Source organism: Roseobacter sp. HKCCD7870 (assembly GCF_037830315.1).
In the GTDB taxonomy this organism is placed as follows: Bacteria; Pseudomonadota; Alphaproteobacteria; order Rhodobacterales; family Rhodobacteraceae; genus M30B80.
The window spans coordinates 1,221,737-1,248,446 of sequence record NZ_JBBLYO010000001.1 but is presented as its reverse complement, the minus strand read 5'-3'; the positions used below and the strand labels follow the sequence as shown (position 1 = coordinate 1,248,446).

Here is a 26,710-nt window from a genome sequence, read left to right as displayed (position 1 = left end):
GGTCGATCCGATTTTCTTGCGCCAAATTTCTTTGGATGTAGGCTCAATCCTGTCCTAACCTGCCCAAGCCATGCTGTCTATGGTTGTCATGTCAAGTTGACAGAGTTAGAAAGAACCCATGAAAAACGAACGACCAACTCCCGCCTCTCCACTGCGCATTGGCACGCGTGGTTCTCCCCTTGCTTTGGCGCAAGCCTATGAGACGCGCGCGCGGCTTGCGGAGGCCTTTGATCTGCCGCATGAGGCCTTTGAAATTGTGGTCATAAAAACCACAGGTGACAAGGTTTTAGACCGTCCTCTCAAGGAAATTGGCGGCAAGGGTCTGTTCACTCGCGAGATAGAAGAAGACCTGCTATCTGGGGCGATTGATATAGCGGTGCATTCCATGAAGGATATGCCCGTTTTGCAGCCCGAAGGTTTGCTGCTTGATTGCTACCTCCCGCGCGAGGATGTGCGCGATGCATTTGTGTCACTTGAATTTGACAGTCTCGATGCCTTGCCCGCTGGCACGCAGGTTGGCTCATCTTCCCTGCGTAGGCGTGCGCAATTGACTGCGCGCCGTCCTGATCTCGAGGTGGTCGAGTTTCGTGGCAATGTGCAGACGCGAATGAAAAAACTTGAGGACGGGGTCGCAGGAGCCACGTTTTTGGCGCAGGCAGGTCTTAATCGATTGGGCATGGCCGATGTCGCGCGTTCTGCCATTTCACCCGAAGATATGCTGCCCGCTGTTGCACAAGGCGCCATCGGGATTGAGCGGCGCGCGAATGATCCCCGCATGGCCGAGATGTTGGCTGGTATTCATGATCGCGACACGGGCATCAGGCTTGCCGCTGAGCGCGCGTTTTTGGCGGGGCTTGATGGCTCATGCGAAACCCCGATTGCAGGTCTGGCCGAGATTGATGGCCCTATGTTGCGTCTGCGCGGCGAGATATTGCGCCCCGATGGCAGCGAGGTCTTGAGCGGGGATCGCAGCGCCCCCATTGCTGAGGCCGCGAAGCTTGGCGCGGATATGGCGCGGGATTTACGCGCGCGCGCAGGTGAAGGATTTTTTGATTGGATCACCGCCAAGGCTTGAGGCGCGCGTGACAAGAGATGAAAAAAGCCCCGCTTCGCTGATGCAAAGCGGGGCTTTTTTAACGGGACATCGCGTGCCCTAGTCCCAAGAGACGTCTGTCAGATCATTGGCCTGTGTCGGCGAATTTTCCCAAAGACCACGGATGCGCGCATCCGCAACCCCTGTTTTGGCCAACTGAAACAGGTAGCCGTTCACATAATCATCCGCGATCATGCGCTGCATTTGTCCGAGCAAGTCGCTGCGCGCAGCAGGATCGCTTTCCAAGGTCAGCGCCTCGTTCAGCGCAACAAACTCGGGACGGGCATATTGGAAATAGTAATCCTCCCGCGCATAGATGCCGATATCCATCGGTTCGGTATGGCTGACGATGGTGAGATCAAAATCGCGACCACGGAACACCTGCTCGAGCCACTGCGCCCATTCTAGATTGGTGATTTCTGTCTCAATACCAATCTCACGCAGTTGGGCCGCAATGATCTCTCCGCCACGGCGCGCATAGGCTGGCGGGGGCAGCATCAGACGCAATGTCACCCCGTCTAGGCCTGCCTCTTGCAGCAAAGCACGCGCGCGTTCTGGATCGTAATTCGATTGCGCGGTCAGATCTACATAGTCGGGATTATGCGGCGCGAAATGTGTGCCAATGGGTGTGCCATAGCCAAACATAGCCCCGTCAATAATGTCCTGCCGATTGATCGCGTGCGAAATCGCCTCTCTCAGGCGGATATCATCAAGCGGGCTTTGCTTGTTGTTCATCGCCAAAATTGTCTCGCCTTCGGTCGAGCCGACAATCACGTTAAAGCGTGGGTCTGCCTCGAATTGGGTCAAAGTTTCAGGCGCTGGGAAATTTGGGAAAGCATCGACATCACCTGCCATCAATGCGGCATAGGCGGCATTTGGATCCGTGATGAAGCGGAAGGTTGCGCTGTCGAGCGCGATGGGCGTGCCCCAATACGCGGCATTGCGGGCCAGTTCCACGCGATCCCCTTGCACCCAATCGACAAAGCGGAAGGGGCCTGTGCCAATGGGGTTGGTCGCGTTTGTTTCTGCGCTTTCGGGGGCCACGATCACCGCATCCCCCCAAGCCATCTTGAACAAAAAGGCCCCATCAGGGGCGTTTAGCGTAACCACAACGGTGTCAGGGCTTTCTGCGACAACAGAGGCGATACCTGCAAAGAGGGCGGCTTGTGCGTTGGTGGTGCCCTCAGCGCGGGCCCGATCTAGGCTAAAGACCACATCATCCACATTCATGTCGCTGCCATCGTGAAACTGCACATTTGGCGCGAGGGTGAAGCGATAGGTCAAACCATCGTCTGAAATCTCCCATGACCGCGCAAGCGCAGGTTGCACAGAGCCGTCAGGGCCGAACCGTGTCAGGCCTTCAAAAACATTGGCATAGACCACCTCATCAATGGCCGCTGCTGCACCTGCTGTAGGGTCGAGATTTGGCGGCTCAAGCACCATCCCGATTTTGATGCTATTGCCTTGCGCAAAGGCGCATGTGGTGGAAATGATCAACGCCGTTGCGGCGGATGTTAGAAACCGAACCATGTGGCCCTCCCGCGAAAGTTCAGAGGGCCATCGTAGTGCCGCAAGGCTTGGTCTGGCAAGCGTTCTGGTTGTATTGCGGCCTGCTTGCTGTGCCTTTTGGGGGAATTGGGATAGGCGGAAGGCTGCGCATACTGTCGGAGAACTGTCATTTCCGACTCGCCCGAATCGTAACGAGAGGTTAACGCTCTGGAACGGACCGGCACTTGTTGGTTCTGATAAGTCCGTCGACCATAGCGTGAGATACGCTTTGCGGCGATGCGCTGAGACGAGGGTCGAACTCGGGAGATACGCATATGGTATGCGATACAGCACAGACTATCCTCGCCCTGTCTGCCGAAGAGGTCAGTAATTTCGTGAAAGAGCAAGCCAGCAGCCGCAAACTTTCGGGGCTGATGAAGGTTTTGAACGATGCGGCCCTCAAGGGTGACAAGATCGCGCAACGCGCGATTGAGCATATGGGTTTTGTTCTTCAGCCCTAAGCTGTTGGTAGCAATTCTGCCAAGGTCAGCGCCATAACAAGCGCGCTGTCTGCCATGTCATCAACCCCAACCCATTCATCGGGTTGGTGGGCAAGCTCCAAAATACCTGGCCCGTAGGCGATGCAGTTTTTCAACCGACCAATGCGGTCGATATGTTTTTGGTCATAGGTACCTGGGCTGACCACATATTCCGCTTTTTGAGCCAACACGCGTTCGATGGCCTGGCCCACCGATTGCACAAGCCGGCTGCTTTCATCCGTCATGCTCGGTTGCACCTCGAACAGATCGGAAATCTCATAGTCAAATCGGGGGCGGCTGGCTTTGATCTGCTCTAGCATATCGGTCAATTCCGCTTTGACCGCTGCGATGTCCTCTTCAATCAAAAAGCGGCGATCAATCACGATGCGGCAGCGATCTGCAACACATGGTGCTGGCAGGCCAGTGTAATCCTCGGCCTGTTCAGCCTCGCCCCCATGGATTGAATTGATATTCAGCGTGGATTGGCGCGCCTGCGGTGGCACGACTGGCATTGCAGTGGTTTTTCCTGCGAGGAGTGGCAAAAGATGCGTTTCTATTTCTGCGAGAACCGCGCCCATGTGAGAGATGGCGCTGTCGCCCAAGAATGGCATTGAGCCATGCGCGATGCGCCCCTTCGTTTCGACCTGTGCCCACCAAACGCCACGATGGCCAAGACAGATGCGGTCTTTTTGCAAAGGTTCGGGGATAACAACATGCTGAACGCGGGCAGGGTCAAATCTGCCCTGCTCGGCCAGATAGGCAACGCCGCCAAAGCCACCTGACTCCTCATCTGCGGTGGCAGAGATTTCAATCGCACCAGCGAATTTTGGGTAGATGGCAATAAAGGCCTCAGCTGCGATGATTGAGGCTGCAAGTCCACCTTTCATATCGCACGCCCCGCGCCCGTAAATGCGGCCATCTTCGATAACCCCGCCAAAAGGCGGTTTCGTCCATCCATGCCCAACCTCCACGACATCGTGATGGCTGTTGAAATGAACGGTGTCCCCCGCTGCGCCGCCCTCATAGTGCGCCACCATGTTCCATCGTGGATATGTATCGCTATCGGCAAGCGCGCCTGTGGCGCGGATTAAGTCAACCGTGAACCCCGCTGCCTCCAAGCGCTGTTTGAGATAGTCGCAAATTTCACGATAGTTTTGACCGGGCGGGTTGAGGGTGGGGATGCGGATCAAATCTTGGGTCAGTGCGATCAAATCGTCCCGCCGTACGGCAATCGCAGTTTCAAGTTGATCTTTGCTGTCCATTTTTGTCCCACCTTCCGTCTTTTTCAGCTTGCTGTGGGAATTTGCGCATTGCAAGCCCGTGCAAATTTTTGCGCCGTGCCTATATCAAGGATGAGACACGGATCTGGGAGAACAGGGTGTGGTTATTCGAATAGCCTTGCTGACGGCGGTGCTTTTGACAATAGTCTTTGTATCGCTCTATTTTTATTTGCGCGCAGGCCAGCGTGAGGCCTTAATCGCGGAATGGCGAAAGCGGGATCCGTCTGATGCCGCGAATGAGCATCGTGAGGATTGGATCAATCGCCGTCTGGCAGGATCTATGCGTAAAATCGCGCTGCGTTTGGCGGTTGTGGTTTATGCTTTGCCACTGGCGGCGCTGTTCCTTTATGTTGGGTTCACCGATCCGTTCGCGCCTTAGGGAGCGTAATGAGAAAATAAATGACAAAGGGGCAGGCGGCGCATGCGTTGGCCACGGATCATAGCATTACTGATATTGGGCGCGTTCCTTGCCGCGTTCTTCCACTATACATTGCCGCAGCGTGATATTTTGCGGATCACGCAGACAGAAATAATCAGGCAAGATTTTTCAGGCCTCAACCGCATCTTCTACGCGCGCGGCGATACAGGCAGCGCACAACTCGCATCGCGCGATTTGCGTTTGATCAATACGGTCGATGCGCAGGGCGAGGTTCACGTGTTCCGCAATGAGGATACGGGTTTTGGGTGGCCTCCTTATTTCAAGTTGGACAGCTCAGACCTGCAGGCCGAAGCGGCAAACCTGATTTCGACTGCGGCTGACCCGATTTGGGTAGCGGTTACCCACTACGGATGGCGTTCGCGCATTTTGACGACCTATCCCAATGCTGTGGCCTTGCGTCAGGTGGCAGGGCCAGATGTGACGCTGATCCCATGGATGCCGATTACGATTCTCGTCCTTCTTTTGGTTGTCTTGTTGGCCCTATGGCGCTTGTGGGAGCGGTTTGAAGCCCGCATTCTTGATCCGCTTTATGACAGGGCGGCTGTGTTTTGGTCGAAAAGCCGTGATCGTTTGCGCGGCAAGTAAAGGGTGCGATGATGGATGCATGGGATGAGGTGCGCACGGCTTATCATGTGGCACGACTGGGTACGGTGTCTGGGGCCGCAGATTATCTATCGGTGCATCACGCTACAGTGATCCGTCACATAGATGCGCTTGAAGGGCGTCTTGGGGTGCGGTTGTTCCATCGTCATGCACGCGGCTACACCCCCACCGAGGCCGGGCAGGATTTGCTTGCGACTGCCGCTGAAACTGAAGCGCGGTTTTCACAATTGGCCTCGCGTATTGCAGGGCAGGGCGATACGCTGTCGGGGGAATTGGTGCTGACCGCGCTTGGCTTTGTAGCGCAGTTGTTGATGCCCGCATTGGCCGAATTGCAAAACGATCATCCAGATTTGCGCATTCGTTTGGTGACGGATGAGCGCGTCTTTCGGATGGAATTGGGCGAGGCGCATATTGCCATTCGTGCAGGGTCTGCCCCATCGGAGCCTGATAATGTCGTGCAGCCCTTTTTCACGCTCAGGTCGCGTCTTTATGCAACCAAGTCCTATCTCGAACAGCATGGGCCATTCAGCCTAGAAACAGCAAGGCAGCATCGCTTTGTGGCAACCACTCAAGCCGATAGCCGCGCGCCGTTTTTAAGTTGGCTCAAGGATCATGTGCCTGAAGATGCAATCGTGTTTCGGGCCTCCGATTTCGCGAGTGCGATTGAGGCCGTTCATGCGGGGATCGGCATAGGCTTTGCACCCGCCTTTGCCCTTGAGCAAAATGCAGACTTGGTTGAGGTGATGCCCTCACTGGACGAATGGAACTCTTCTGTCTGGTTGGTCACCCATGTCGATTTGCATCGCAGCCCAAAGGTGCAGCGCGTCTTGGCCTCTCTCAAAGATAACGCCAAAAATATCGTTGGGACGGTTTAACCGCCCTGCGTATCAGCCCCATCCAATTCGCGGGCGAGAAAGGCTTCGAACTCGTCTAGGTGGATGGGTTCGAATTGACCAAACCCCTGCATCCAAACACTTGCGGCGCGCAGCGCGTCAGGCTCGAGTTTGCACCACTTGACCCGTCCCCGCTTTTCTTGGGTAATCAATCCCGCATGGGCAAGGATGGCGAGGTGCTTTGAGATCGCAGCCAGAGACATTTCAAACGGTTCCGCCACATCGGTCACGGCCATGTCATCTTCCAGCAGCATCGACAAGATCGCGCGGCGGGTTGGGTCTGCCAAGGCAGCAAAGGTCAGATCTAGGGAACTGGCGCTCATATTGGCATCCTATCCTGCCTTCTGAGGCAATCGTCAACCATTTGGTTGAATATGGGAAATTGTCGAAAATTGCCGCAGACCTTTTGACGGGTTGATTCGACCAACTTGTCGCAGGTAATTTTATTACTGTATATTCAATAGCTTATGCATTTCTCTGCGGGTGCAAAGTTTCGTTGACTCTGGCGCGGCCTGTTCTTAGGTTCCGCGCGACACCCGAGGGGCGTTTTCTGAAAGTGCTTTGCACATGACCGAGCCATCGCCAAATCCCGACCGCCTTAAGGCGTTGGAAGAAAAACTGGCAAACATTCGGTCGCGCGAAGCCGACAAGAAACCACCGATGGGGGAGCATTATTCCCAAGCGCAGCACGCGTGGAGGATGGTGATTGAACTGGTCAGCGGGTTGTTGATCGGTGTTGGCATGGGCTGGGGCTTGGATAGCCTCTTGGGCACGCGCCCTTGGCTGATGGTCGTTTTTACATTGCTGGGCTTTGTGGCTGGGGTCAAAACGATGATCCGATCTGCGCAAGAGCTTCAGAACCAAGCCCAAGCCCGCGAAAACGCGGATGAGGGCGGCACTAAATAAGGGGATACACCGTGGCTTCGGATGTAACGAATTCTGATCAGAACAAGCCCTCTAATTCGGGCAAGCCGATTGCATTTGTCCTTTTGGCCATCGCGGCTGTGCTTTTCGTCTTGGGTCTCCTTGACGATTACGAAGGCGGCTTGGCGATCCACCCGATGGATCAATTCGTCATCTCCCCATTGTTTGGTGACACGCTGAACTGGTACACGCCGACCAATTCCACGCTCTGGATGGCGCTCAGCGTCATCGCGATTGTGGCGTTGATGGTCATGGGCACGCGCGGTCGCGCCGTGGTTCCATCGCGCGGCCAGTCGGTTGCTGAGCTGATCTATGGCTTCGTGCGTAAGATGGTCGAAGATGTTGCAGGCAAAGATGCGCTGCCCTTCTTCCCCTATATTTTCGCCCTGTTTTTGTTCATCTTGCTGTCGAACCTCTTGGGCCTGATCCCAATGAGCTTTACCACCACATCGCATATCGCGGTGACCGCGATTTTGGCGGCGGCGGTATTCCTGACAGTGACCTTGGTGGGTTTCATCAAGAACGGCGCAGGCTTCCTCAGCCTGTTCTGGGTTAGTTCCGCGCCATTGGCGTTGCGCCCGATCCTTGCCATCATCGAATTGATTTCTTACTTCGTGCGCCCCGTCAGCCACTCCATCCGTCTTGCGGGTAACTTGATGGCGGGCCACGCAGTTTTGAAAGTGTTTGCAGGTTTCGCTGGCGCGATGGGCGTCGCAGCCTTCGCCCCAATCTTGGGCATTGTCGCGATCTACGGGCTCGAAGTGCTCGTATCCGTGATCCAAGCCTATGTGTTCACCATCCTAACCTGCGTCTATCTGAAAGATGCGCTGCATCCGCACCACTAAGCGGATCACGGTTCAGGACATCTATTCAGCCAATTCCAACGTAAGGAGAAACGGAAATGGAAGGCAATATCGCAGAACTCGGTCAATTCATCGGTGCAGGCCTTGCCGCTATCGGCTCTGGCGCAGCAGCGATCGGTGTGGGCCATGTTGCAGGCAACTTCCTCGCAGGTGCTTTGCGTAACCCATCTGCCGCTGCAGGTCAGACCGCAACGCTCTTCATCGGTATCGCGTTCGCAGAAGCTTTGGGGATCTTCGCGTTCCTCGTTGCACTTCTGCTGATGTTCGCAGTCTAAGCCTTTAGCGAACCATCCTTACGGCTGGGTCGCTTTGCGCGCAGCGCGCCACAGCGGCCCAGTGTAATCACCGGTTCCAGGAGGACATGATGGCAGAGACTGCCCACAACGTTGCCAGTGCAGCCCATGGTGGTGAAGCCGCCTCGGGGGGTATGCCGCAACTCGACTTCTCCACCTTCCCGAACCAGATTTTCTGGCTCGTGGTTACACTGGTGGTCGTTTATTTGATCTTGAGCCGCGTGGCGTTGCCTCGCGTTGCATCCGTTTTGGCAGACCGCCAAGGCGTGATTGCAAAAGACATTGCCGCTGCTGAAGACCTCAAAGCCAAAGCTGCTGAAGCGGAAGAGGCCTATAACAAAGCCCTCGCAGATGCGCGCGCGCAAGCGCAAGACATCATCGCCCAGACCCGCAGCGAAATCGCGGCTGAATTGGCGGACGCAACTGCAAAAGCGGATGCGCAGATCGCTGCAAAGGCAAAAGAATCTGAAGCGCGTATCGGTGAGATCCGCGCAGGCGCTGTGAAAAACATCGAAGCGGTCGCAAAGGATGCGACAGCCGAGATTGTAACGGCTCTTGGTGGCGGCAAGCCCGATGCCAAGGCGCTGAAAGCGGCCATTGCAGAGCGGATGAAAGGATAAGCCATGACACTGCGTTACGCGACATTGGCAACATCTGCGCTGACCCTAATCGCGGCGCCTGCTTTTGCAGCAGGTGGTGATTACGGCTTTGCGTCTTTCTTCAACACCAATTACGTGGTGCTGATTGGCTTCATCTTGTTCTTGGCGCTGTTGTTCTATTTCAACGTGCCTGCGATGATCCTCAAGATGTTGGATGACCGCGCGGAAACCATCCGTTCCGAATTGGATGAGGCCCGCAACCTACGCGATGAAGCGCAAGCCGTTCTGGCGGCCTATGAGCGTAAAAGCCGCGAAGTGGCTGAACAATCTCAGCGCATTATCGACCACGCCCGCGAAGAGGCTCGTTTGGCTGCCGATGCTGCCAAAGAAGACCTCAAGCAATCCATCGCGCGCCGCTTAAAGGCAGCTGAGGAGCAGATCACGAGCGCCGAAGAAAAAGCGACCCGTGAATTGCGCAACCGTGCTGTGGATGTTGCGATTGCGGCGGCGGCAAAGATTTTGGCCGATAGCACCACTGCAACCGAGGCGAACAAGCGCATTGATGCGGCCATCGCCGAAGTGGAAAGCCGCCTGCACTAAGCAGGTATGCTTGGAAGGTAAAAGTTATGAAAAAGGCCCCCTGAGAGGGGCCTTTTTTTTGTTGATTATGTGGCCTGTGTCACAGATGTCGTTTTCTGTCTTTTTTCGGTCGGGCGGGCGAGGCCGCGCGGCTTGACCTCTGGCAAGAGGGGACAACCACAGATCACGCGCGGGAGCGGATATCATGAACACACATGTCAAAGCCTTGGTTGTCGGCGGCGGTGCCGTTGGAGCATCTATTGCCTATCATCTTGCAAAAGCGGGATGGCAGGATGTGATGCTGTTGGAGAGGGATGAATTGACCTCTGGCTCGACATGGCACGCGGCTGGACTTTTGCCCTTGTTCAACATGAGCTACGCAACCAGCCATATTCACGACTATTCTGTAAAATTCTATAAGACGTTGGAAGAAGAGACAGGCCTCAACGCAGGGTTTGCTGTGGTCGGTAACTTGCGCATGGCGCAGACCGATGCACGCATGGACGAGTTCCGCCTTTATGCATCGACCGCTGAGACGGTTGGTATTCCCTACGAGTGGTTGACACCTGCGCAGATTAAAGACCGCTACCCACTGGTGCGCACAGAAGATCTCAAAGGGGCGCTGTTCCACCCGACTGACGGCTATATCAACCCTGCAGACGTGACCCAAGCCATGGCCAAGGGCGCGCGTCAGCGTGGCGTGATCATCGAGCGCAAATGGCAAGTTGATGGCTATGAATGGACAGGCGAGGCATGGCGCGTCACTGTCACCAAGATGGTAGAAAAGGGCGGCAATTTGGTTCCTTCTGAGGAAACCCAAGTGATCACTGCCGAACATGTTGTGACCGCAACAGGAAACCATGCGCAGCGCACAGCGAAATTGTTGGGCATCAAAATCCCCGCCATCCCAGTCGAGCATCAATATATCGTCACGGAGCCTGATCCAGAATTGGTGGACTTCCGTCAAAATGGCGCGCCCGAGCATCCCGTTTTGCGCGATGCAGATGCAAAATGGTATGTGCGCGAAGAACGCGGCGGATGGATTCTAGGGCCTTATGAAGAAGGCGCACCTGCCTGCTTCAAATATGCTGTGCCCGACAGTTTCCGCGCGGATCTCTTCCCGCTCGATCTGGAGCGGATCGAAGAAGAATATATGTCCATGATCCACCGCATCCCGTCCAGTGAGACAGTGGGTCTGAAGGATGATTACAATGGTCCGATTTGCTACACCCCCGATGGGAACCCATTGGTCGGCCCTGCGCCTGGCCTGCGGAATATGTGGTTGGCTGAAGGTTTCAGCTTCGGCATCACCGCGGCAGGTGGCACAGGCTATTATTTGGCGCAGATGATGGTCGAAGGTGAGGCGGAAATCGATATGGCCAGCCTTGACCCGAAGCGTTACGGCCAAGATTGGATGACGACCGAATATGCAGCGCGCAAAAATGAAGAATGCTATGCGCATGTCTATGTTCTGCACCACCCTGACGAAGAGCGCGAAGCCTGCCGTCCTTTGCGCACAGGCCCTGCCTATGATCGTCAAAAGGCGCTTGGCGCGCAATTTGGCTGTGTGAACGGATTTGAACGTCCAAACTACTACGGCCCCAAAGATGCGCCGTCTCATTTTGACCATGATGCGCGCAGTTTCCGCCGCGGCGGATGGTGGAACTTTGCTCGCGAGGAAGCGGAAGCGATCCGTAAAACCGCTGGCCTGATTGATGCAACAGCCTTTGCCAAGCATCGTGTGTTCGGGCCTGGAGCGACTGCTTTCTTGGATTGGTTTACCTGTAACGCATTGCCCAAAGTGGGACGGATTAACCTGACCTATGCGCTGACCGATGCAGGCACGACCCGCACCGAATACACTATCATGCGGATTGCTGAGAATGATTACTACCTCGTCTCTGCAGGCGCGTGGGAGGCCTATGACGGCGATTATCTGCGCAAGGCCGAAGAAGATTTCTGGGCCAAAACCCAAAGCACAGGCAACTGGTTTGCGGTCGAGAATGTGACCACGAAATGGGGTGTCTTTGCCCTTGCGGGGCCAAATTCCCGCGCGATCTTGAACGAGCTTGTCCGTGACGCAGAGCCAGAAACACGCCTCTCGAACAAGCGTTCGCCGTGGCTGTCTGTGCGCGACATCGAGCTGGGCATGGTGCCTGTGCGCGCCGCGCGTGTGGCCTATACAGGCGAGTTGGGCTGGGAATTGCACCATCCGATTGAGATGCAAAATCACCTGTGGGATCAACTTATGGCCGCAGGCGAAAAGCATGGGCTTAAGCTGGTTGGTGCGCGTGCGCAGAACTGGCTGCGTCAGGAGAAATCCTATCGGGCCTTTGGCAATGAACTCGGACGTGATGCTACGCCATTGGAGGCGGGCTTGGATCGCTTTGTTGATCTCTCGAAGGAGTTCCATGGCAAGCAAGCAATGCTTGATAAGGGTATCCGCTCTAAATGTGTGACGCTGTTGATAGACGGGCCTCAGGATGCTGACCCATGGGGGCGCGAAGCCCTGTTTGATGGCGAAACCCGTGTTGGGCGTCTGACATCAGGTGGCTATTCCGTGCATTTCGGAAAACAGATCGGCATGGGCTATGTGAAACCTGACTATGCGCAGTTTGGGCAAAAGCTGAAGGTGATGATCATGGGCGCACTTTATGATGCGGAAATTACCGAAGACAGCCCTTATGATCCGAAGAACGTCACGATCCGCGTGGATGGCTGATCCAGCCTGATCGAGACAGGGTTCCTCCCGTGAAGGCCGCCTGCATCCCTTTGGAGATGCAGGCGGCTTTTTTGCTTTTCTGCTCGGCGCGCATTTCATAGGTTGAGTATATGTCAAAGCCTCGATTCATCCATTTGCGTGTGCATAGCGAATATTCGCTGCTTGAAGGGGCGATGCGGATCAAATCTTTGTCGCAATTGGTGGCCGATGCAGGCATGCCCGCTGTCGCAGTGACAGACACCAACAACATGTTCTGCGCGCTTGAGTTTTCCGAATATGCGGTCAAGGCAGGTGTGCAGCCGATATTGGGGTGCCAGATTGATTTGGCCTATGAGGCGGCAGCGCAGGGCGAGAAGCCGCGCCCCCCGCGCGGCATTGTTCTTTTGGTGAAATCGCGTCAGGGCTACTTGAACCTATTAAAGCTGAATTCGCATTTCTACTTGCGCGGCGATGGCCAGATTCCCCATGTCACCCTTGATGAATTGGCGGCGCATAATGAGGGGTTGATCTGTCTTTCTGGTGGCCCTGAGGGGCCGTTTGGCGCGCTGCTCTCTGCGGGGCAAATAGCCAAAGCCGAAGGATTGATGGCGCGATTGGCTGAGATCTTTGGGGATAGGCTTTATGTTGAATTGCAGCGTCACCCCATAGATCAGGGTCTGCCCGAGGCAGAGGCGCTGAGTGAGCCGCATTTGATTGATATGGCCTATAAGATGGGCCTGCCCCTTGTGGCGACCAATGACGTCTATTTCCCCAAACCAAAAATGTATGAGGCGCATGACGCGTTGATCTGCATCGCGCAAGGGGCCTATGTCGATCAACAAGAACCACGCCGTATCCTGACATCTCAGCATTATTTCAAAACCCCCGAAGAGATGGTGACACTCTTTGCTGATCTGCCCGAGGCGATTGAAAACACGGTCGAGATTGCACAGCGCTGCGCCTATCGCGCGCGCACCCACGACCCGATCTTGCCGCGCTTTGCCGAGAACGAGGTGGAAGAACTGCGCCGTCAGGCCAATGAAGGTCTGCAAGCGCGCCTTGCGGTGATCCCGCATGCGGCATCAGTTGAGGACTATCAAAAGCGCCTCGATTTCGAATTGGACATCATCGAGGGGATGGGCTTCCCGGGCTATTTCTTGATCGTGGCCGATTTCATCAAATGGGCGAAGGAGCATGATATCCCAGTTGGGCCTGGGCGCGGGTCGGGTGCAGGCAGCCTTGTGGCCTATGCCTTGACCATCACCGACCTTGATCCTCTGCGTTATAGCTTGCTGTTTGAGCGCTTCCTCAATCCTGAACGCGTCTCAATGCCCGATTTCGATATCGACTTCTGTATGGATCGCCGTGAGGAGGTGATCCAATATGTGCAGGAAAAATATGGTCGCGACCGCGTGGGGCAGATCATCACCTTTGGTGCGCTGTTATCCAAGGCGGCCGTGCGCGATATCGGGCGGGTTTTGCAAATGCCCTATGGTCAGGTGGATCGCCTGTCAAAAATGATCCCTGTTGAGGGGGTCAAACCCGTGAGCATTGAAAAAGCCTTGGCCGATGAACCGCGCCTGCGCGAAGAAGCGCAGGCCGAAGAAGTGGTTGCGCGGCTTTTGGATTATGGTCAACAGGTGGAGGGGCTTTTGCGCAATGCCTCAACCCATGCCGCGGGCGTTGTGATCGGTGACCGCCCTTTGGACGAGTTGGTTCCACTTTACCAAGACCCGCGCTCGGACATGCCTGCAACCCAGTTTAATATGAAATGGGTAGAACCTGCGGGCTTGGTGAAATTCGATTTTCTCGGTCTTAAAACCCTGACTGTGGTGCAAAATGCCATTGATCTGATCCATTCATCGGGCCGCGATTTGCATGTCGCACCAGATGGCCACGCGCTCTATCAACCGCCTGAGGGGGCAGAAAACCAGATCAACGCGATCCCGTTAGACGATGAAGCGACCTATGCGCTCTATGCTTCGGCCAAGACGGTTGCGGTGTTTCAGGTGGAAAGCTCGGGCATGATGGATGCCCTAAGGCGTATGCGCCCCACCTGCATTGAGGATATCGTGGCCCTTGTGGCGCTCTATCGCCCGGGCCCGATGGAGAATATCCCAACCTATTGCGAGGTTAAGAATGGGATCAAAGAGCGTGCCTCGATCCATCCGTTGATTGATCACATCCTCGAAGAGACGCAAGGCATCATCGTATATCAAGAACAGGTGATGCAAATTGCGCAGGTCATGGCAGGCTATAGCCTAGGCGGTGCGGATTTGCTGCGCCGCGCCATGGGGAAGAAGATCAAAGAGGCCATGGATGCCGAACGCCCCAAATTTGTAGAAGGCGCAAAGGCAAATAGGGTCGACAAGGCCAAGGCCGAAGAAGTGTTCGACCTTCTGGAAAAATTCGCCAATTACGGCTTCAACAAATCGCACGCGGCCGCTTACGCGGTTGTCAGTTATCAAACCGCTTGGCTCAAGGCGAACCATCCTGTCGAATTCATGGCTGCGGTGATGAATTGCGATATCCATCTGACGGATAAGCTGTCTATTTATAGCCAAGAGGTGGGTCGTCTTGGCATCGAGATCGTGCCGCCTTGTGTTAATCGCTCGCTTGCTACGTTCTCCGTGTCCGAAGGGCGCGTGGTCTATGGCTTGGGTGGCTTGAAAAATGTCGGTGTCGACGCAATGCGCCTGATCGTTGAAGGGCGCGGAGATCAGCCCTTTGCATCGCTCTTTGATTTCGCTCGGCGGGTTGATTTGAAACGGGTGGGCAAGCGGCCGCTTGAGATGTTGGCGCGTGCAGGCGCCTTTGACGAGCTGGATGCGAACCGCCGCCGCGTGTTTGACAGTTTGGATGCGCTGGTCGCCTATTCTGCTGCAATTCACGATCAAAAATCGTCAAACCAGACCTCCCTATTCGGGGAAGGGGGCGATGATTTGCCTGAGCCACGCTTGTCTAATCCGCCAGATTGGTTGCCGAATGAACGGCTTTCCCAAGAGCATCAGGCGGTTGGTTTCTATCTTTCTGGCCATCCTTTGGATGAATATATGCCAAGCTTGAAACGCTCAGGCTGCCTGTCGCTGCGTGAGGTTGAGGCGCGGGTGCAAGGGGGGGCTTTTGTCACCAAATTGGCAGGGGCGGTTGCGGTCAAGCAAGAGCGCAAAAGCCAGCGCGGCACCCGTTTTGCCTTTGTGGGTCTTTCCGATCCAACGGGACTTTACGAAGTCACAGTGTTCTCTGACCTGCTCGAGTCTGCGCGGCATCTGTTAGAGGCGGGCCAGAATGTGGTGTTGACCGTTGAGGCCACCTATGAAGCGGAACAATTAAAACTCCTAGCTCGCGCAGTGCAGCCCATTGATGCGGTTGCCGCACATGGTGGGGCTACAGGCTTGAGGGTGTTTGTCGAGGACGCGACCGCTTTGCCGCAATTGGCCAATGTGTTGGGCGAGGCCAAAAAGACCAATGCATCGCGGGTGACAGGCCCAATTCAATTATGCCTCACAGCCGCTGATCTTCCGGGTGAGGTCGAAGTCCTCTTGGGCGAGGATTACCCCGTCAATCCCGCCATAAAAGGGGCGCTGAAATCTTTGGGCGGTGTCATCGCGGTGGAAGAGGTCTAACCCTCACCAATGGGGCGGTTTTTGATTGGCGGCGGGCATATCGCCTGCGGCTTCACGATCTGCCTCACGCTGCATCAGCATCTCAACACGGGCGGTAAGACGGGTGATTTCGCGATCTTGGCGTGCGACCACCTCCGAGAGGTCATCGACTGTGCGGGTGAGATGGGCCAAATGCATTTCCAAATCATCGCGAGAGGCGCTCATGGGGCCTATGATCCTTGTCTGGGATTGTGTCGTTGCGTTCGGATGCAAACTAACCTTTGCAGGGCCCCCATGACCACCCCTCTCTTGCCCCTTTGACGCGAGGGCGCTACACCACGCGCGAGATCGAGGATATGGTTATGGCAAAAGAGAAAAAACAGCCCCGCCCTAAAGCAGAGACGCCGCGTGGATTTCGCGATTACTTCGGCGCGGAGGTGTTGGAGCGGCGAGAGATGCTTGCCAAAATTGCCGAAACCTATCAGCGCTATGGCTTCGACCCGCTTGAGACATCGGCCGTGGAAACCGTGGAGGCCTTGGGGAAATTCCTGCCTGACACGGATCGCCCCAATGAGGGCGTTTTTGCTTGGCAGGAGGAGGAAGACGGCGGTTGGGTCGCGCTGCGCTATGACATGACCGCCCCCTTGGCCCGCGTAGCGGCGCAATATCGCAATGATTTGCCAAGCCCCTATCGCCGCTACACCTTTGGCCCCGTTTGGCGCAATGAGAAGCCAGGGCCGGGGCGCTTCCGCCAATTCTACCAATGCGATGCCGATACGGTTGGCGCGGCCAGCGTTGCCGCAGATGCCGAGATTTGCGCGATGCTGTCAGACACGCTTGAGGCTGTGGGCATTCCGCGCGGCGATTATGTGGTTCGGGTGAATAATCGTAAGGTGTTGGATGGGGTTCTGGCGACCATTGGATTGTCCTCCGAGGATGAAACCACCCGCCAAGCTGTGCTGCGCACGATTGATAAATTCGACAAAGTGGGCCGCGAAGGCGTGATCCAATTGCTGACCAAGGGCCGTTTGGATGAGTCTGGGGCTTATATCGATGGCGTGGGTCTTGATGCGGCAGCGGCCGATCAGATCGTGGCATTCCTGTTGGCGCGCGCAGACAGCAATGCCGAGACTTTGGTGATGCTGCGCAAGCTGATTGGGACATCTGCGATTGGTGAGGCTGGGGTGGCCGAACTTGAAACCATTGCCACGCTGCTTGATGCGCAAGGCTATGGCCCCGACCGGATCGTGATTGATCCTTCGGTGGTGCGTGGCCTTGGTTATTATACGGGCCCCGTGTTCGAGGCGGAGTTGACCTTTGAGATTCTGGATGACAAAGGCCGCCCGCGTCAATTTGGGTCTGTTGCAGGCGGCGGACGTTATGACGATTTGGTCAAACGCTTCACAGGCCAAGATGTGCCTGCAACGGGTGTGTCCATCGGGGTTGATCGCCTCTTGGCCGCATTGCGCGCCAAAGGGCGGATCAGCGGCGCGATGCAGGGGCCTGTCGTGGTGACGGTCATGGATCGCGACCGCATGGCGGATTATCAAGCCATGGCGACTGAGTTGCGCAATGCGGGCATCCGCGCCGAGGTTTACTTGGGCAACCCTAAGAATTTCGGCAATCAGTTGAAATATGCAGATAAACGCGAAAGCCCTGTTGCGGTCATCCAAGGTTCGGACGAGGCCGCGCGCGGCGTGGTTCAGATCAAGGATTTGATCTTAGGGGCCAAGATTTCAGCCAATGCAAGCCTTGAGGAATGGAAGGCGCAACCTGCACAGCGCGAAGTGGCGCGCGGTGATCTGGTCACCGAAATTCGCGCTATATTGGAGCGTCAGGGATGAGCCAAAAAGCGGCCATTCGTTCAGAGGCGGAGCGGTTCTTTGCGGCATTTCAAGCCGCGGGCGCCGTGGCTTTTGAGGCCGATCATTTGCTGCCTGCTGATACGCTGCTTGATCTCTATGGCGAAGATATCCGCGCGCGGGCCTATGTCACGCATGACCCCAATCGCGGCGAAATGATGCTGCGGCCCGATTTCACCGTGCCCGTGGTGCAGCGCCATATGTCGGACGGGGCGGAGCCTGCGCGTTATAGCTACATGGGCGAGGTTTTCCGCAAACAGGAGGCCAGTCCCGCCCGCGCGAGCGAATATCTGCAAGTGGGATATGAGTTGTTTGATCGTGATGACCCTGCGCGCGCAGATGCCGAAGTCTTTGCCCTTTTTAGCACATTGCTTGCCCCATATGGCCTGCGTGCCGTCACTGGCGATATTGGCGTGGTTTTGGCCGCGATATCTGCCCTTGATACAACCGAGCGGCGCAAACGCGCCTTGCGGCGCCATGTGTGGCGTCCGCGCCGTTTTCGGCGCTTGCTAGATCGTTTTTCAGGCCGCAGCGATGCCCCTGCGACCCGTGCAGCATTGATTGCCCAGATGGCCGATTTAGGGCCTGAAGCCATGATTGACGCCACTGAAAATTGGAGTGGTCTACGCAGCCCCGCTGATGTCTTGCGCCGTATGCGCGCTTTGGCCGAGGATGATGATGCGCCCAGTATTTCGGCGGCGCAGGCCGAAGCCTTGGAGCGGGTTTTGTCCTTGCGCGAAACCCTGCCAAACGCAGTCGCACAATTGCGGGATTTAGCTGTGGATTTACCGCAGATCGATAGCGCCATTTCGGGCTTGGTGCGCCGCATTGAGGCGCTGTCCGCCGCAGGTGTCGCCGTAGATGACCTATGGTTCGAGGCCTCCTATGGGCGGACGAATATGGAATATTATGATGGGTTTGTGTTCGGCTTTTTCAACGAGACTGACCCGCATATGCCCCCCGTTGCAACAGGTGGACGCTATGATGCGCTGACCAAAATCTTGGGCAATGGTCGTGAGATTGCTGCCGTGGGCGGGGTGATCCGTCCTGAATTGCTGCATGGCCTCTCGCGTCAGGGGGGTGGCATATGACGTTGCGTATTGCGGTGCCGTCTAAGGGGCGGTTGATGGAAAAGACCTTTGATTGGTTTGCAGCGCGCGGGGTTGAGATGCGCCGCGCAGGCTCAGAGCGCGATTATGCCGCCGAAGTTTCGGGGGCGGATATGCAGTTGATGTTGCTGTCTGCGGGAGAAATTCCACGCGAAATGGCGGCGGGCCGCATTCATTTGGGCGTGACAGGCACCGATCTTGTGCGTGAGAAGATTCCCGCATGGGATCAGTCGGTCGAAGAATTGGCCGAGCTTGGATTTGGCTTTGCGGATTTGGTTTTGGCCGTGCCGCAATGTTGGATTGATGTGGATTGCGTGGATGATCTTGATGCTGTTGCCGCAGATTTCCGCGAGGCCCATGGGATGCGTTTGCGGATTGCCACGAAATACCATCGTCTTGTGCGGGACTATCTGCGCGCTGCAGGTGTTGCCGATTATCAATTGGTCGACAGCCAAGGCGCGACCGAGGGCACCGTGGCGCATGGCACGGCGGAATTGATCGCTGATATCACCTCAACAGGGGAAACCTTGCGGGCCAATAACCTGAAAATCCTGTCGGATGGGATGATCCTGCGTAGCCAAGCGATGCTGTTTCGGGCGCGCGGCGCAGATTGGACGGATGGGGCCCGAGCCGCCCTTGATGGGCTGAAAACCAAGCTTTCGATCTAAAGAACGCCGATTTCGGCCAAAGCGGTTTGCAATTCACGCGGCAAAGTTTCTTCTTCTGCGCGATTGGCGTTTAAATCGCGGGGGCTGTCTTCGGGTTTGAGGTAGCGCCACCCTTGAAACGGGCGTTTGGGCGTGGGTGTCACGCGGGTGACATCCCGTTCCAAAACGATGCCACAGCGCCTGATCCCATCGCCGCGATCAACCTCCTCTAGGGCCAAGATTTTTTGGCGGCATAGGATCAATCCTTTGAACACCCAATAAAGCGATCCGCCTGCAAGAATTTCTGCCTCACGCTTGGGCCACATCCGTGTCACATGGCGCGGCAGGCCCGATGGCCTCAAGGCGCGCGGGTTCTTTTGCCAGTTCAAAAGATCCTGCACCTCTTCGGCGCCGACACATAATTTGACCAGATTTATGGTGCTGCTCATATCTCTTCCCCAAAGTCCCTCAAGACATGGTATGCTATTTTTCGCAAGGTTCAAGTTGACCGCTTGCGCCAAGGCCCCTAGTTTGTGTTTCCCCATCTGATCGTGAAAGTCTGCGCTATGTCTCGTTTTGCCGCCCCGATTGCTGAACAAATTTGGGATATGAAATATCGCCTTAAAGAGGCGGATGGCACACCCATTGACCGCACTGTCGAGGACACTTGGCGGCGGATCGCGCGGGCTTTGGCCTCGGTGGAGAAAGATCCCGCCTATTGGGAAGAAAAATTCTACAAAGCCCTTGAGGATTTCAAGTATCTACCGGCAGGTCGCATCACGGCGGGTGCGGGAACGGGGCGCAGTGTCACGCTTTTCAATTGCTTTGTCATGGGCACAATTCCCGACACCATGAGTGGCATTTTTGATATGCTCAAAGAGGCGGCTTTGACGATGCAGCAGGGGGGCGGGATCGGCTATGATTTCTCGACCATACGACCCAAAGGCGCGGATGTTAAGGGCGTGGCCGCGGATGCCTCTGGCCCGCTGAGTTTTATGGATGTTTGGGATTCCATGTGCCGCACGATTATGTCGGCTGGCTCGCGCCGCGGCGCGATGATGGCAACGATGCGCTGCGACCACCCAGACATCGAAGATTTTATCACCGCCAAATCTGATGCGGCGCGGCTGCGGATGTTCAATGTCTCTGTTCTCGTCACCGATGCCTTTATGGAGGCGGTCAAAGCAGACGGGCCTTGGGAATTGGTGTTTGACAACAAGGTTTACCGCACGGTGCAGGCGCGTGACCTGTGGAACCAGATTATGCAATCGACATATGATTACGCTGAGCCAGGTGTGATTTTCATCGATCGCATCAACCAATCCAATAATCTGGCCTATTGCGAAACCATTGCGGCAACCAACCCGTGCGGCGAACAACCTTTGCCGCCCTATGGGGCGTGTTTGCTTGGCTCTGTTAACCTTGCGCGGCTTGTGCTCGCGCCCTTTGAGGCGGATGCGGCCCTTGATCTTGATGCGCTGAAGGATTTGGTGCGGGTCGCTGTGCGGATGATGGATAACGTGGTGGATGCCAGCCGTTTTCCACTCGAGGCACAGGCGCGCGAGGCCCAAGCAAAGCGGCGCATTGGTTTGGGTGTGACGGGTTTGGCCGATGCCCTTTTGATGCTTGGCCTGCGCTACGGGGCCGATGACGCAGTGGCGCAATCTGAGATTTGGATGAAGGAAATTGCCCATGCGGCCTATTGGGCTTCGGTTGAATTGGCGCGGGAAAAAGGTGCATTCCCCTTATTTGACGCCGAGGCGTTCTTGGCCTCAGGGAATATGGCGCAGATGGATCAAGATTTGCGCGAGGCGATTGCCAAAGATGGCATCCGAAACGCGCTTTTGACCTCGATTGCGCCCACAGGCACCATCAGCCTTTATGCGGGAAATGTCTCCTCTGGGATTGAGCCCGTTTTTGCCTATGGCTACACGCGCAAAGTGTTGCAGCGGGATGGGTCGCGCAGCGAGGAGGAGGTGACCGATTACGCGGTCAAACTTTGGCGCGAAAAACAGGGTGACGCAGAATTGCCTGCGTTTTTTGTAAATGCCCAAACCCTTGCCCCTGCTGATCATGTGCGCATGCAGGCGGCCGCGCAGAAATGGGTGGATAGTTCCATCTCGAAAACCATCAACGTGCCGCAAGATATCAGCTTTGAGGCCTTCAAAGATGTCTATCTGCAGGCTTATGAAACGGGCTGTAAGGGGTGCACCACTTATCGCCCCAATGATGTGACGGGCAGTGTCCTGAGTGTTTCTGAGGCAGAAGCAAAGCCAGATGGCGCCACCGCGCGCGAGGCCTCTACGGGCGAAGTGGTTTATATCTCCGAGCCGCTAGAGCGGCCGCAGACCCTAGAGGGCAATACCTATAAACTGAAATGGCCCGATAGCCCGCACGCGATTTATATCACGATCAATGACGTAGTGCTCAGCGGTCATCGTAGGCCGTTTGAGGTGTTTATCAATTCCAAGAATATGGAACATTACGCGTGGACAGTGGCGTTGACGCGGATGATGTCGGCTGTCTTCCGCCGCGGCGGTGATGTGAGTTTCGTGGTAGAAGAACTCAAAGCCGTGTTTGATCCGCGCGGGGGGGCATGGATTGGGGGTAAATATGTGCCCTCGATCTTAGCGGCGATTGGCGGTGTTATCGAACGGCATCTGATCTCAATCGGGTTTATTTCGGGCGAGGGGATGGGGTTGAAAACCGACCCCACCGCCGAGGTTTATGATTTGGGCGCAGGCCGCACGGGGGCGGCAGAGTGTAATTCCTGTGGGTCTTCTGCGATGCGGATGAGCGAGGGGTGCATGACTTGCACCGATTGCGGCTATTCAAAATGCGGCTAAGTCCCTGTGGATAACACAGAACAGTCATAAATAAATTTTAGACACAATTTTATTATTAACTACCTTATGAACGCGGCTGGCCGTAATCTGGCCCAGTCAGGTTTATTGTGCGCTCGCCTTTGGCCAGAGTGACGTTTGCAAGGCTTTTTAATAGTGCGATTTGGTTCCAAAGGCATCCTGCTTGGGCTGTTGATCATTGCGGGGGCGCTTTGCCTATGGCCGCTGAAGATGCGGGATTTACCTATCTCGGCAATGGGCGGTTGCTGAACAATGATGTCATTGGGAATGGCGAATATCGGTGGCGCACGGGTTCCTATTCCATCAGCGTGCTTTACGGATCGGAATGGCAGAGTGATTTGACCTCACGCCCGCTCGATGTCATCGAATTCCGCCTGCGCGGCGAGGCGATTGCGCCTGCCAATGTCACGACTCCCGCGCTGAATGACCGCCTCTATGCGGGCGTGTTGGCCTTTGGGGTGCATAGCCATTTTAATTGGCGCGGTGCCGATATTGCGATGGGCGCGGATATTTTGGGGATTGGTCCACAGACAGGCATTCGCGAGTTGCAGCGCGATTTGCATGAGGCGTTAAGCCAACCCGTTGTGAATGCGGGCAATCGTGAATTGCAAAACAAGACCCTGTTGGATCTAAGTTTTGAGGCGAACAATGAATATGCGATTTCCGAAGGGGCCTATCTGCGCCCGTTCCTTGGTCTGACTTACGGGGCAAAGGATTTGGCCCGTGTTGGGTTTGACCTGACATTGGGTCAATGGGGGCAAAAAGGGTTGCGCCTACGAGATCCAATCACGGGTCAGCGGTTTAGTGGTATGGCCTCTGAAGAGGACAATGGGCTATCTTTGGTCTTGGGTGCGGATTGGGCCTATGTGGATGCCTCTGAATACTTACCCACAGGCCATGGTGCTGATGCACAAGATGAGCGTCACCGCCTACGCGGGGGTGTGCACTATGGCCAGAACGGCTACACCGCCTTTTATGGAGTGACCTATCTCTTGCCCGAATTTGCCGGCCAAACTACGGGGCAGGTTGTTGGGTCGGTCAGCCTTGGATGGAATTTCTAACCCCCCTCCTTGAACATAGGTCTATGTGCGAAAATTCGCCAAGACGCGTCAAAGGGGATTCACAGAACGAATCACCCATGCTAGTTTGCCGCCCAAGCCGAAACAAAAAAGGCACGCATTGAGGCAAGTAAGGCAGGCATCGCATGAGCATGGGGTTGCGCGGTGCGTTCATCATTTCTTGGGCGCAGACGCGGATCGAGGGAGACCCGGACTATAACAAGAAAGATCTGGCTGAAGGGATGAGTTGGAGCTGGCACGGTCGTGCCTTCCCGCTTGAAGGCAAAGACGCCGCCCTTGTTCTGACATCCAGCCGTGATCTTCTCCAACTTCGTGCCAAAGCGGCGCGGGTCGTGCATAAGTTCATGCAAAGACCCGCGCCCCTGCCTCACTTGTCGAGCGACCTTCACGATCCCCTGTATCGTAATGCGATGGTGCTGTCGGATGGTGTGCGGTTTTTTAGTGCCGTTCCCCTGACCCTTCAGGATAGCCGCGAAACGGTATTGCTCTTTCCCGATGGCATGCCACCCTCGCGCCGACATTTGACAATCATCTCTTTGGGGGGCGGGTTTTCCGCCCGCTTTCGGCGCCAAGGCCCTGTTGTTTGCTTTGTCAAAGGCACACGATTGGCCGCACTGAAAGGGGAAATTGCGGTCGAGGATGTGCGGGCAGGGGATTATCTTGTCACCCGCGACAATGGTTTGAAAGAAGTCCTATGGGTGGGGCAGCGCAGCCTGTCAGGCGCGCAACTTTTTGCCACGCCGCATCTTCGCCCAATTCGATTGCCGCAGGGTCTTTTTGGGAAAGGCAAACCTGAACCCGATCTGTTGGTGTCCCCTGATCATCGCGTATTGATTAAATCGCCCGAGGCACGGGCGCTTTGGGGCGAAGATGAGGTCATGATGCGCGCACAGGATTTGGTGGGGGATTTGGGCGCGTGGGTGGATCACCGCGCGGCCTCTGTCACATATTTCCACGTGATGGTTGAGGGGCATCAGGTCTTGATTGCAAACAGTGTCGCGGTTGACAGTTTCCACCCCGCTTATGCGGCACTGCCCGAGGACGAGATGGATGCCGATGCGGCCGCCTGCCTTGATGATCTTTATGAACGTCATCCTGATCTTGCAGGCCATCCCGATCTTTTTGGCCCCGCTGTGCGGCGGATGTTGGGTGCGGCGGAAGCCGCGATTTTATCCGCCCATCTTGGGCCATCGCGTGGGATTTACGGCTTAAGCTAGGCTTGATTTCCCCCATGCGCTTGACAGCGCGAGGAATCCCCTATAGCCCACGCACCACTGAGGCACCGTTTGCGGTGCTTCTTTTCATTGGTGTTGGTGGCCCCCGCAAGGGAAAGCCTGTCGGCCAAAGCGAAAGCAGCGGCAAAGGACAACGCCCTTCATAGCCCCGATCTGGGGCGTTCTAACGAAGGAGATCAGCCGTGACCAAACGCACGTCTGCCAAGTATAAAATCGACCGCCGCATGGGCGAAAACATTTGGGGTCGCCCCAAATCCCCAGTAAACCGCCGCGAATATGGCCCAGGCCAGCATGGTCAGCGCCGCAAGGCGAAACTGTCTGACTTCGGCTCGCAGTTGCGCGCCAAGCAGAAGCTGAAGGGCTATTACGGCGATTTGACCGAAAAGCAATTCCGCCGCATCTATGCAGAAGCAGAGCGCGTAAAAGGTGATACAGGTGAAAACCTTATCGGCCTGTTGGAGCGCCGCTTGGACGCCGTTGTTTACCGCGCGAAATTCGTGCCAACCGTTTTTGCGGCCCGTCAATTCGTAAACCACGGCCATGTTTTGGTGAACGGCAAGCGCGTCAATATCCCATCCTACCGCGTTAAGGAGGGTGATGTTGTTGAGGTGCGTCAGAAATCCAAGCAATTGGCGACAGTTCTGGAAGCTGTGCAATTGGCAGAGCGTGATGTGCCTGACTATGTCGAGGCCGACCATTCCAAAATGACCGCGACTTTCGTGCGCACCCCTGGTTTGGGCGATGTGCCATACCCTGTCGTGATGGAACCAAACCTCGTGGTTGAATTCTACGCGAAGAACTAATCTTCGCCGCCACAAGTTCAGAAGATCAAAAGCGCGCCCCCTGTGGCGCGCTTTTTTGTGACTGTTCCTCTGCAGGGTTCTTTGCTTATGCTCTCCCTTGCGGGTGACGGAGAAGTGAGGTGGGTGGGCGTATGGCCACGCGGAAAAACCCAATCATCTTGGATGAGGAAGTGGCGAGCGTTGGTGGCGCATCCCCCGTGGACGCGCCTGCGATTTTTGACGCGCCATCCGCCGCGCCCGATGAACGGCCCGCGCCCCAAAAGATGTCAGGTGCATCGCGGTTTTTGCTCTGGTCGGCGGGCGGCCTTGCCAGTGCGCTGTTGATCAACGCTGTTTGGGGTTTTGTTCTTGATATGATGGCGCGCGGCACAATCTGGGGGCAGGTGGCCCTTGCGATTGTGGGCCTGTTTTTCGTGGCTGCAATCGTCTTTGCGATCAGCGAATGGCGGGCCTATGCGCGGCTGTCGCGCATGACGGCTTTGCAGGCTGAGGCTAAATCGGCCTTGACCGCCCAAAACCTAGCACAGCTTTCCGCTTTGATCCCCAAACTGCGCGCGCTTTATCGCGACCGCATGGGCGTGCAGGGCGCAGCAGACCACCGTTTGCAGAGTGTCGAGGATGTGCTTGATGCAGATTTGCGAATGGGCGTGATTGAGACAGCGTTTTTGGAAGGGCTAGATGCACAGGCCCGTGCTGAGGTGGCCCAAGCCACCCGCCGTGTCGCCAGTGTCACGGCCCTCGTCCCGATGGGGTCGCTGATATGGTCATCAGCTTTTGGATCAATCTGAAGATGATCCGCCGTGTGGCCGAGATTTATGGTGGGCGTGCGGGCACGTTTGGCGCCATGCGCTTGGCGCGGTCTGTGGTTGCGCAACTTGTGGCGACAGGGGCCATTGCCCTTGGGGACGATTTGCTCAGTTATACTTTGGGCGAGTCATTGGCAGGGAAATTGTCGCGCCGCTTTGGTGAAGGCGTCTTGAATGGGGCGATGGCCGCGCGGCTTGGGGTAATTGCGATGCAGCTTTGCCGATCTTTGCCCTTTCACGCCTTACCCCGTCCTGCTTTGCGCAGTGTTTTATCCGAGGCATTTTCTGGGCTTTTCACTGGGTCAAAGGGCTGATCGCGCAAAGCGCGGCTTTACCCCGCGCGCCTGCAGCGATATAGGGCTAAACATGAGACGGATGAACACGCAGATTTCCCTACGAATTATCT

The 26,710-nt window shown here is 56.0% G+C and carries 26 protein-coding genes; 21 read left to right on the top strand and 5 right to left on the bottom strand.

Annotated elements, in window-relative coordinates:
- The first annotated feature begins 118 nt into the window (after positions 1–118).
- Positions 119–1,075 (top strand): hydroxymethylbilane synthase, encoded by a 957-nt coding sequence (gene hemC, locus AAC637_RS06270; RefSeq protein ID WP_340302779.1) that lies wholly within the window; start codon positions 119–121, stop codon positions 1,073–1,075.
- Between the two features lie 78 nt (positions 1,076–1,153).
- Here the strand turns inward: hemC and AAC637_RS06265 are convergent, their stop codons facing one another.
- On the bottom strand, positions 1,154–2,623 hold the full coding sequence (locus AAC637_RS06265; protein ID WP_340302778.1) for an ABC transporter substrate-binding protein: 1,470 nt from the start codon (positions 2,621–2,623) through the stop codon (positions 1,154–1,156).
- Between the two features lie 293 nt (positions 2,624–2,916).
- Here AAC637_RS06265 and AAC637_RS06260 point away from each other — a divergent pair, with 293 nt between their 5' ends.
- Entirely contained in the window at positions 2,917–3,102 is a 186-nt protein-coding gene (locus tag AAC637_RS06260) for a hypothetical protein (protein WP_340302777.1), read from the top strand.
- On the opposite strand, the gene AAC637_RS06255 is transcribed toward AAC637_RS06260, so the two are convergent.
- On the bottom strand, positions 3,099–4,382 hold the full coding sequence (locus tag AAC637_RS06255; RefSeq protein WP_340302776.1) for an acetylornithine deacetylase/succinyl-diaminopimelate desuccinylase family protein: 1,284 nt from the start codon (positions 4,380–4,382) through the stop codon (positions 3,099–3,101). The genes AAC637_RS06260 and AAC637_RS06255 overlap by 4 nt on opposite strands.
- A 118-nt stretch (positions 4,383–4,500) precedes the next feature.
- Here AAC637_RS06255 and AAC637_RS06250 point away from each other — a divergent pair, with 118 nt between their 5' ends.
- From AAC637_RS06250 to AAC637_RS06240, 3 genes are read left to right on the top strand one after another with little or no spacing between them, the layout of a single operon-like run.
- Positions 4,501–4,779 carry a hypothetical protein gene (locus AAC637_RS06250; protein ID WP_340302775.1) on the top strand — a complete coding sequence of 93 codons (279 nt, stop codon included), beginning with the start codon at positions 4,501–4,503 and terminating at the stop codon, positions 4,777–4,779.
- 42 nt (positions 4,780–4,821) lie between these two features.
- On the top strand, positions 4,822–5,424 hold the full coding sequence (locus AAC637_RS06245) for a DUF1523 family protein (protein WP_340302774.1): 603 nt from the start codon (positions 4,822–4,824) through the stop codon (positions 5,422–5,424).
- An 8-nt stretch (positions 5,425–5,432) separates the two neighbouring features.
- Positions 5,433–6,317 carry a LysR family transcriptional regulator gene (locus tag AAC637_RS06240; RefSeq protein WP_340302773.1) on the top strand — a complete coding sequence of 295 codons (885 nt, stop codon included), beginning with the start codon at positions 5,433–5,435 and terminating at the stop codon, positions 6,315–6,317.
- On the opposite strand, the gene AAC637_RS06235 is transcribed toward AAC637_RS06240, so the two are convergent.
- A complete protein-coding gene (locus tag AAC637_RS06235) occupies positions 6,314–6,658 on the bottom strand; it encodes an ArsR/SmtB family transcription factor (RefSeq protein WP_340302772.1) in 345 nt (114 codons plus the stop codon). The two genes, AAC637_RS06240 and AAC637_RS06235, sit on opposite strands and share 4 nt — an antisense overlap.
- A gap of 244 nt (positions 6,659–6,902) precedes the next feature.
- Here AAC637_RS06235 and AAC637_RS06230 point away from each other — a divergent pair, with 244 nt between their 5' ends.
- The 7 genes from AAC637_RS06230 to dnaE all read left to right on the top strand — a co-directional run bounded on the left by AAC637_RS06230 (position 6,903) and on the right by dnaE (position 15,920).
- Positions 6,903–7,241, top strand: coding sequence for an AtpZ/AtpI family protein (locus AAC637_RS06230; RefSeq protein ID WP_340302771.1), 339 nt, complete (start codon positions 6,903–6,905; stop codon positions 7,239–7,241).
- Positions 7,242–7,324: 83 nt separating this feature from the next.
- The gene (locus AAC637_RS06225) at positions 7,325–8,104 is read left to right on the top strand and encodes a F0F1 ATP synthase subunit A (RefSeq protein ID WP_445322726.1); all 780 of its coding nucleotides are present in this window, start codon (positions 7,325–7,327) and stop codon (positions 8,102–8,104) included.
- A 56-nt stretch (positions 8,105–8,160) separates the two neighbouring features.
- Entirely contained in the window at positions 8,161–8,397 is a 237-nt protein-coding gene (locus AAC637_RS06220) for a F0F1 ATP synthase subunit C (RefSeq protein ID WP_050928673.1), read from the top strand.
- 89 nt (positions 8,398–8,486) lie between these two features.
- Positions 8,487–9,035, top strand: coding sequence for a F0F1 ATP synthase subunit B' (locus tag AAC637_RS06215; protein ID WP_340302770.1), 549 nt, complete (start codon positions 8,487–8,489; stop codon positions 9,033–9,035).
- Positions 9,036–9,038: 3 nt separating this feature from the next.
- Positions 9,039–9,614, top strand: a complete 576-nt coding sequence (locus tag AAC637_RS06210; RefSeq protein WP_340244782.1) for a F0F1 ATP synthase subunit B family protein — start codon at positions 9,039–9,041, stop codon at positions 9,612–9,614.
- Positions 9,615–9,798: 184 nt separating this feature from the next.
- Entirely contained in the window at positions 9,799–12,315 is a 2,517-nt protein-coding gene (locus tag AAC637_RS06205; RefSeq protein ID WP_340302769.1) for a GcvT family protein, read from the top strand.
- Positions 12,316–12,425: 110 nt separating this feature from the next.
- Positions 12,426–15,920, top strand: a complete 3,495-nt coding sequence (dnaE, locus tag AAC637_RS06200) for a DNA polymerase III subunit alpha (RefSeq protein WP_340302768.1) — start codon at positions 12,426–12,428, stop codon at positions 15,918–15,920.
- A 3-nt stretch (positions 15,921–15,923) separates the two neighbouring features.
- Here the strand turns inward: dnaE and AAC637_RS06195 are convergent, their stop codons facing one another.
- On the bottom strand, positions 15,924–16,124 hold the full coding sequence (locus AAC637_RS06195; RefSeq protein ID WP_317656489.1) for a SlyX family protein: 201 nt from the start codon (positions 16,122–16,124) through the stop codon (positions 15,924–15,926).
- Between the two features lie 137 nt (positions 16,125–16,261).
- Between AAC637_RS06195 and hisS the strand changes: the two genes are divergently transcribed.
- The 3 genes from hisS to hisG are packed head-to-tail and all read left to right on the top strand — an operon-like array spanning position 16,262 to position 19,538.
- A complete protein-coding gene (gene hisS, locus AAC637_RS06190; RefSeq protein WP_340302767.1) occupies positions 16,262–17,743 on the top strand; it encodes a histidine--tRNA ligase in 1,482 nt (493 codons plus the stop codon).
- The gene (locus AAC637_RS06185) at positions 17,740–18,852 is read left to right on the top strand and encodes an ATP phosphoribosyltransferase regulatory subunit (RefSeq protein ID WP_340302766.1); all 1,113 of its coding nucleotides are present in this window, start codon (positions 17,740–17,742) and stop codon (positions 18,850–18,852) included. Before hisS ends, AAC637_RS06185 begins: the two co-directional genes overlap by 4 nt.
- Positions 18,849–19,538, top strand: coding sequence for an ATP phosphoribosyltransferase (hisG, locus tag AAC637_RS06180; protein WP_317656485.1), 690 nt, complete (start codon positions 18,849–18,851; stop codon positions 19,536–19,538). The genes AAC637_RS06185 and hisG overlap by 4 nt, the downstream gene beginning before the upstream one ends.
- On the opposite strand, the gene AAC637_RS06175 is transcribed toward hisG, so the two are convergent.
- Positions 19,535–19,966, bottom strand: coding sequence for a DUF1489 family protein (locus AAC637_RS06175; protein ID WP_340302765.1), 432 nt, complete (start codon positions 19,964–19,966; stop codon positions 19,535–19,537). The two genes, hisG and AAC637_RS06175, sit on opposite strands and share 4 nt — an antisense overlap.
- Before the next feature lie 117 nt (positions 19,967–20,083).
- Between AAC637_RS06175 and AAC637_RS06170 the strand changes: the two genes are divergently transcribed.
- From AAC637_RS06170 to AAC637_RS06145, 6 genes are all read left to right on the top strand, one after another.
- Positions 20,084–22,363, top strand: a complete 2,280-nt coding sequence (locus tag AAC637_RS06170) for an adenosylcobalamin-dependent ribonucleoside-diphosphate reductase (RefSeq protein WP_340302764.1) — start codon at positions 20,084–20,086, stop codon at positions 22,361–22,363.
- A 215-nt stretch (positions 22,364–22,578) separates the two neighbouring features.
- Positions 22,579–23,442: a lipid A-modifier LpxR family protein gene (locus AAC637_RS06165; protein ID WP_340302763.1), complete on the top strand. Its 864-nt coding sequence runs from the start codon at positions 22,579–22,581 to the stop codon at positions 23,440–23,442.
- Positions 23,443–23,585: 143 nt separating this feature from the next.
- Positions 23,586–24,677, top strand: coding sequence for a Hint domain-containing protein (locus AAC637_RS06160; RefSeq protein ID WP_340302762.1), 1,092 nt, complete (start codon positions 23,586–23,588; stop codon positions 24,675–24,677).
- Between the two features lie 200 nt (positions 24,678–24,877).
- On the top strand, positions 24,878–25,498 hold the full coding sequence (rpsD, locus tag AAC637_RS06155) for a 30S ribosomal protein S4 (RefSeq protein ID WP_340302761.1): 621 nt from the start codon (positions 24,878–24,880) through the stop codon (positions 25,496–25,498).
- Between the two features lie 131 nt (positions 25,499–25,629).
- A complete protein-coding gene (locus tag AAC637_RS06150) occupies positions 25,630–26,286 on the top strand; it encodes a hypothetical protein (protein WP_340302760.1) in 657 nt (218 codons plus the stop codon).
- A complete protein-coding gene (locus AAC637_RS06145; RefSeq protein ID WP_340302759.1) occupies positions 26,259–26,618 on the top strand; it encodes a YcjF family protein in 360 nt (119 codons plus the stop codon). The genes AAC637_RS06150 and AAC637_RS06145 overlap by 28 nt, the downstream gene beginning before the upstream one ends.
- Positions 26,619–26,710 lie beyond the last annotated feature (92 nt).

Coding starts and splice junctions, on each gene's coding strand:
- hemC (WP_340302779.1), top strand. CDS start 119: ATGAAAAACGAACGACCAACTCCCGCCTCTCCACTGCGCATTGGCACG.
- AAC637_RS06265 (WP_340302778.1), bottom strand. CDS start 2,623: ATGGTTCGGTTTCTAACATCCGCCGCAACGGCGTTGATCATTTCCACC.
- AAC637_RS06260 (WP_340302777.1), top strand. CDS start 2,917: ATGGTATGCGATACAGCACAGACTATCCTCGCCCTGTCTGCCGAAGAG.
- AAC637_RS06255 (WP_340302776.1), bottom strand. CDS start 4,382: ATGGACAGCAAAGATCAACTTGAAACTGCGATTGCCGTACGGCGGGAC.
- AAC637_RS06245 (WP_340302774.1), top strand. CDS start 4,822: ATGCGTTGGCCACGGATCATAGCATTACTGATATTGGGCGCGTTCCTT.
- AAC637_RS06240 (WP_340302773.1), top strand. CDS start 5,433: ATGATGGATGCATGGGATGAGGTGCGCACGGCTTATCATGTGGCACGA.
- AAC637_RS06235 (WP_340302772.1), bottom strand. CDS start 6,658: ATGAGCGCCAGTTCCCTAGATCTGACCTTTGCTGCCTTGGCAGACCCA.
- AAC637_RS06230 (WP_340302771.1), top strand. CDS start 6,903: ATGACCGAGCCATCGCCAAATCCCGACCGCCTTAAGGCGTTGGAAGAA.
- AAC637_RS06220 (WP_050928673.1), top strand. CDS start 8,161: ATGGAAGGCAATATCGCAGAACTCGGTCAATTCATCGGTGCAGGCCTT.
- AAC637_RS06215 (WP_340302770.1), top strand. CDS start 8,487: ATGGCAGAGACTGCCCACAACGTTGCCAGTGCAGCCCATGGTGGTGAA.
- AAC637_RS06210 (WP_340244782.1), top strand. CDS start 9,039: ATGACACTGCGTTACGCGACATTGGCAACATCTGCGCTGACCCTAATC.
- AAC637_RS06205 (WP_340302769.1), top strand. CDS start 9,799: ATGAACACACATGTCAAAGCCTTGGTTGTCGGCGGCGGTGCCGTTGGA.
- dnaE (WP_340302768.1), top strand. CDS start 12,426: ATGTCAAAGCCTCGATTCATCCATTTGCGTGTGCATAGCGAATATTCG.
- AAC637_RS06195 (WP_317656489.1), bottom strand. CDS start 16,124: ATGAGCGCCTCTCGCGATGATTTGGAAATGCATTTGGCCCATCTCACC.
- hisS (WP_340302767.1), top strand. CDS start 16,262: ATGGCAAAAGAGAAAAAACAGCCCCGCCCTAAAGCAGAGACGCCGCGT.
- AAC637_RS06185 (WP_340302766.1), top strand. CDS start 17,740: ATGAGCCAAAAAGCGGCCATTCGTTCAGAGGCGGAGCGGTTCTTTGCG.
- hisG (WP_317656485.1), top strand. CDS start 18,849: ATGACGTTGCGTATTGCGGTGCCGTCTAAGGGGCGGTTGATGGAAAAG.
- AAC637_RS06175 (WP_340302765.1), bottom strand. CDS start 19,966: ATGAGCAGCACCATAAATCTGGTCAAATTATGTGTCGGCGCCGAAGAG.
- AAC637_RS06170 (WP_340302764.1), top strand. CDS start 20,084: ATGTCTCGTTTTGCCGCCCCGATTGCTGAACAAATTTGGGATATGAAA.
- AAC637_RS06165 (WP_340302763.1), top strand. CDS start 22,579: ATGGCCGCTGAAGATGCGGGATTTACCTATCTCGGCAATGGGCGGTTG.
- AAC637_RS06160 (WP_340302762.1), top strand. CDS start 23,586: ATGAGCATGGGGTTGCGCGGTGCGTTCATCATTTCTTGGGCGCAGACG.
- AAC637_RS06150 (WP_340302760.1), top strand. CDS start 25,630: ATGGCCACGCGGAAAAACCCAATCATCTTGGATGAGGAAGTGGCGAGC.
- AAC637_RS06145 (WP_340302759.1), top strand. CDS start 26,259: ATGGTCATCAGCTTTTGGATCAATCTGAAGATGATCCGCCGTGTGGCC.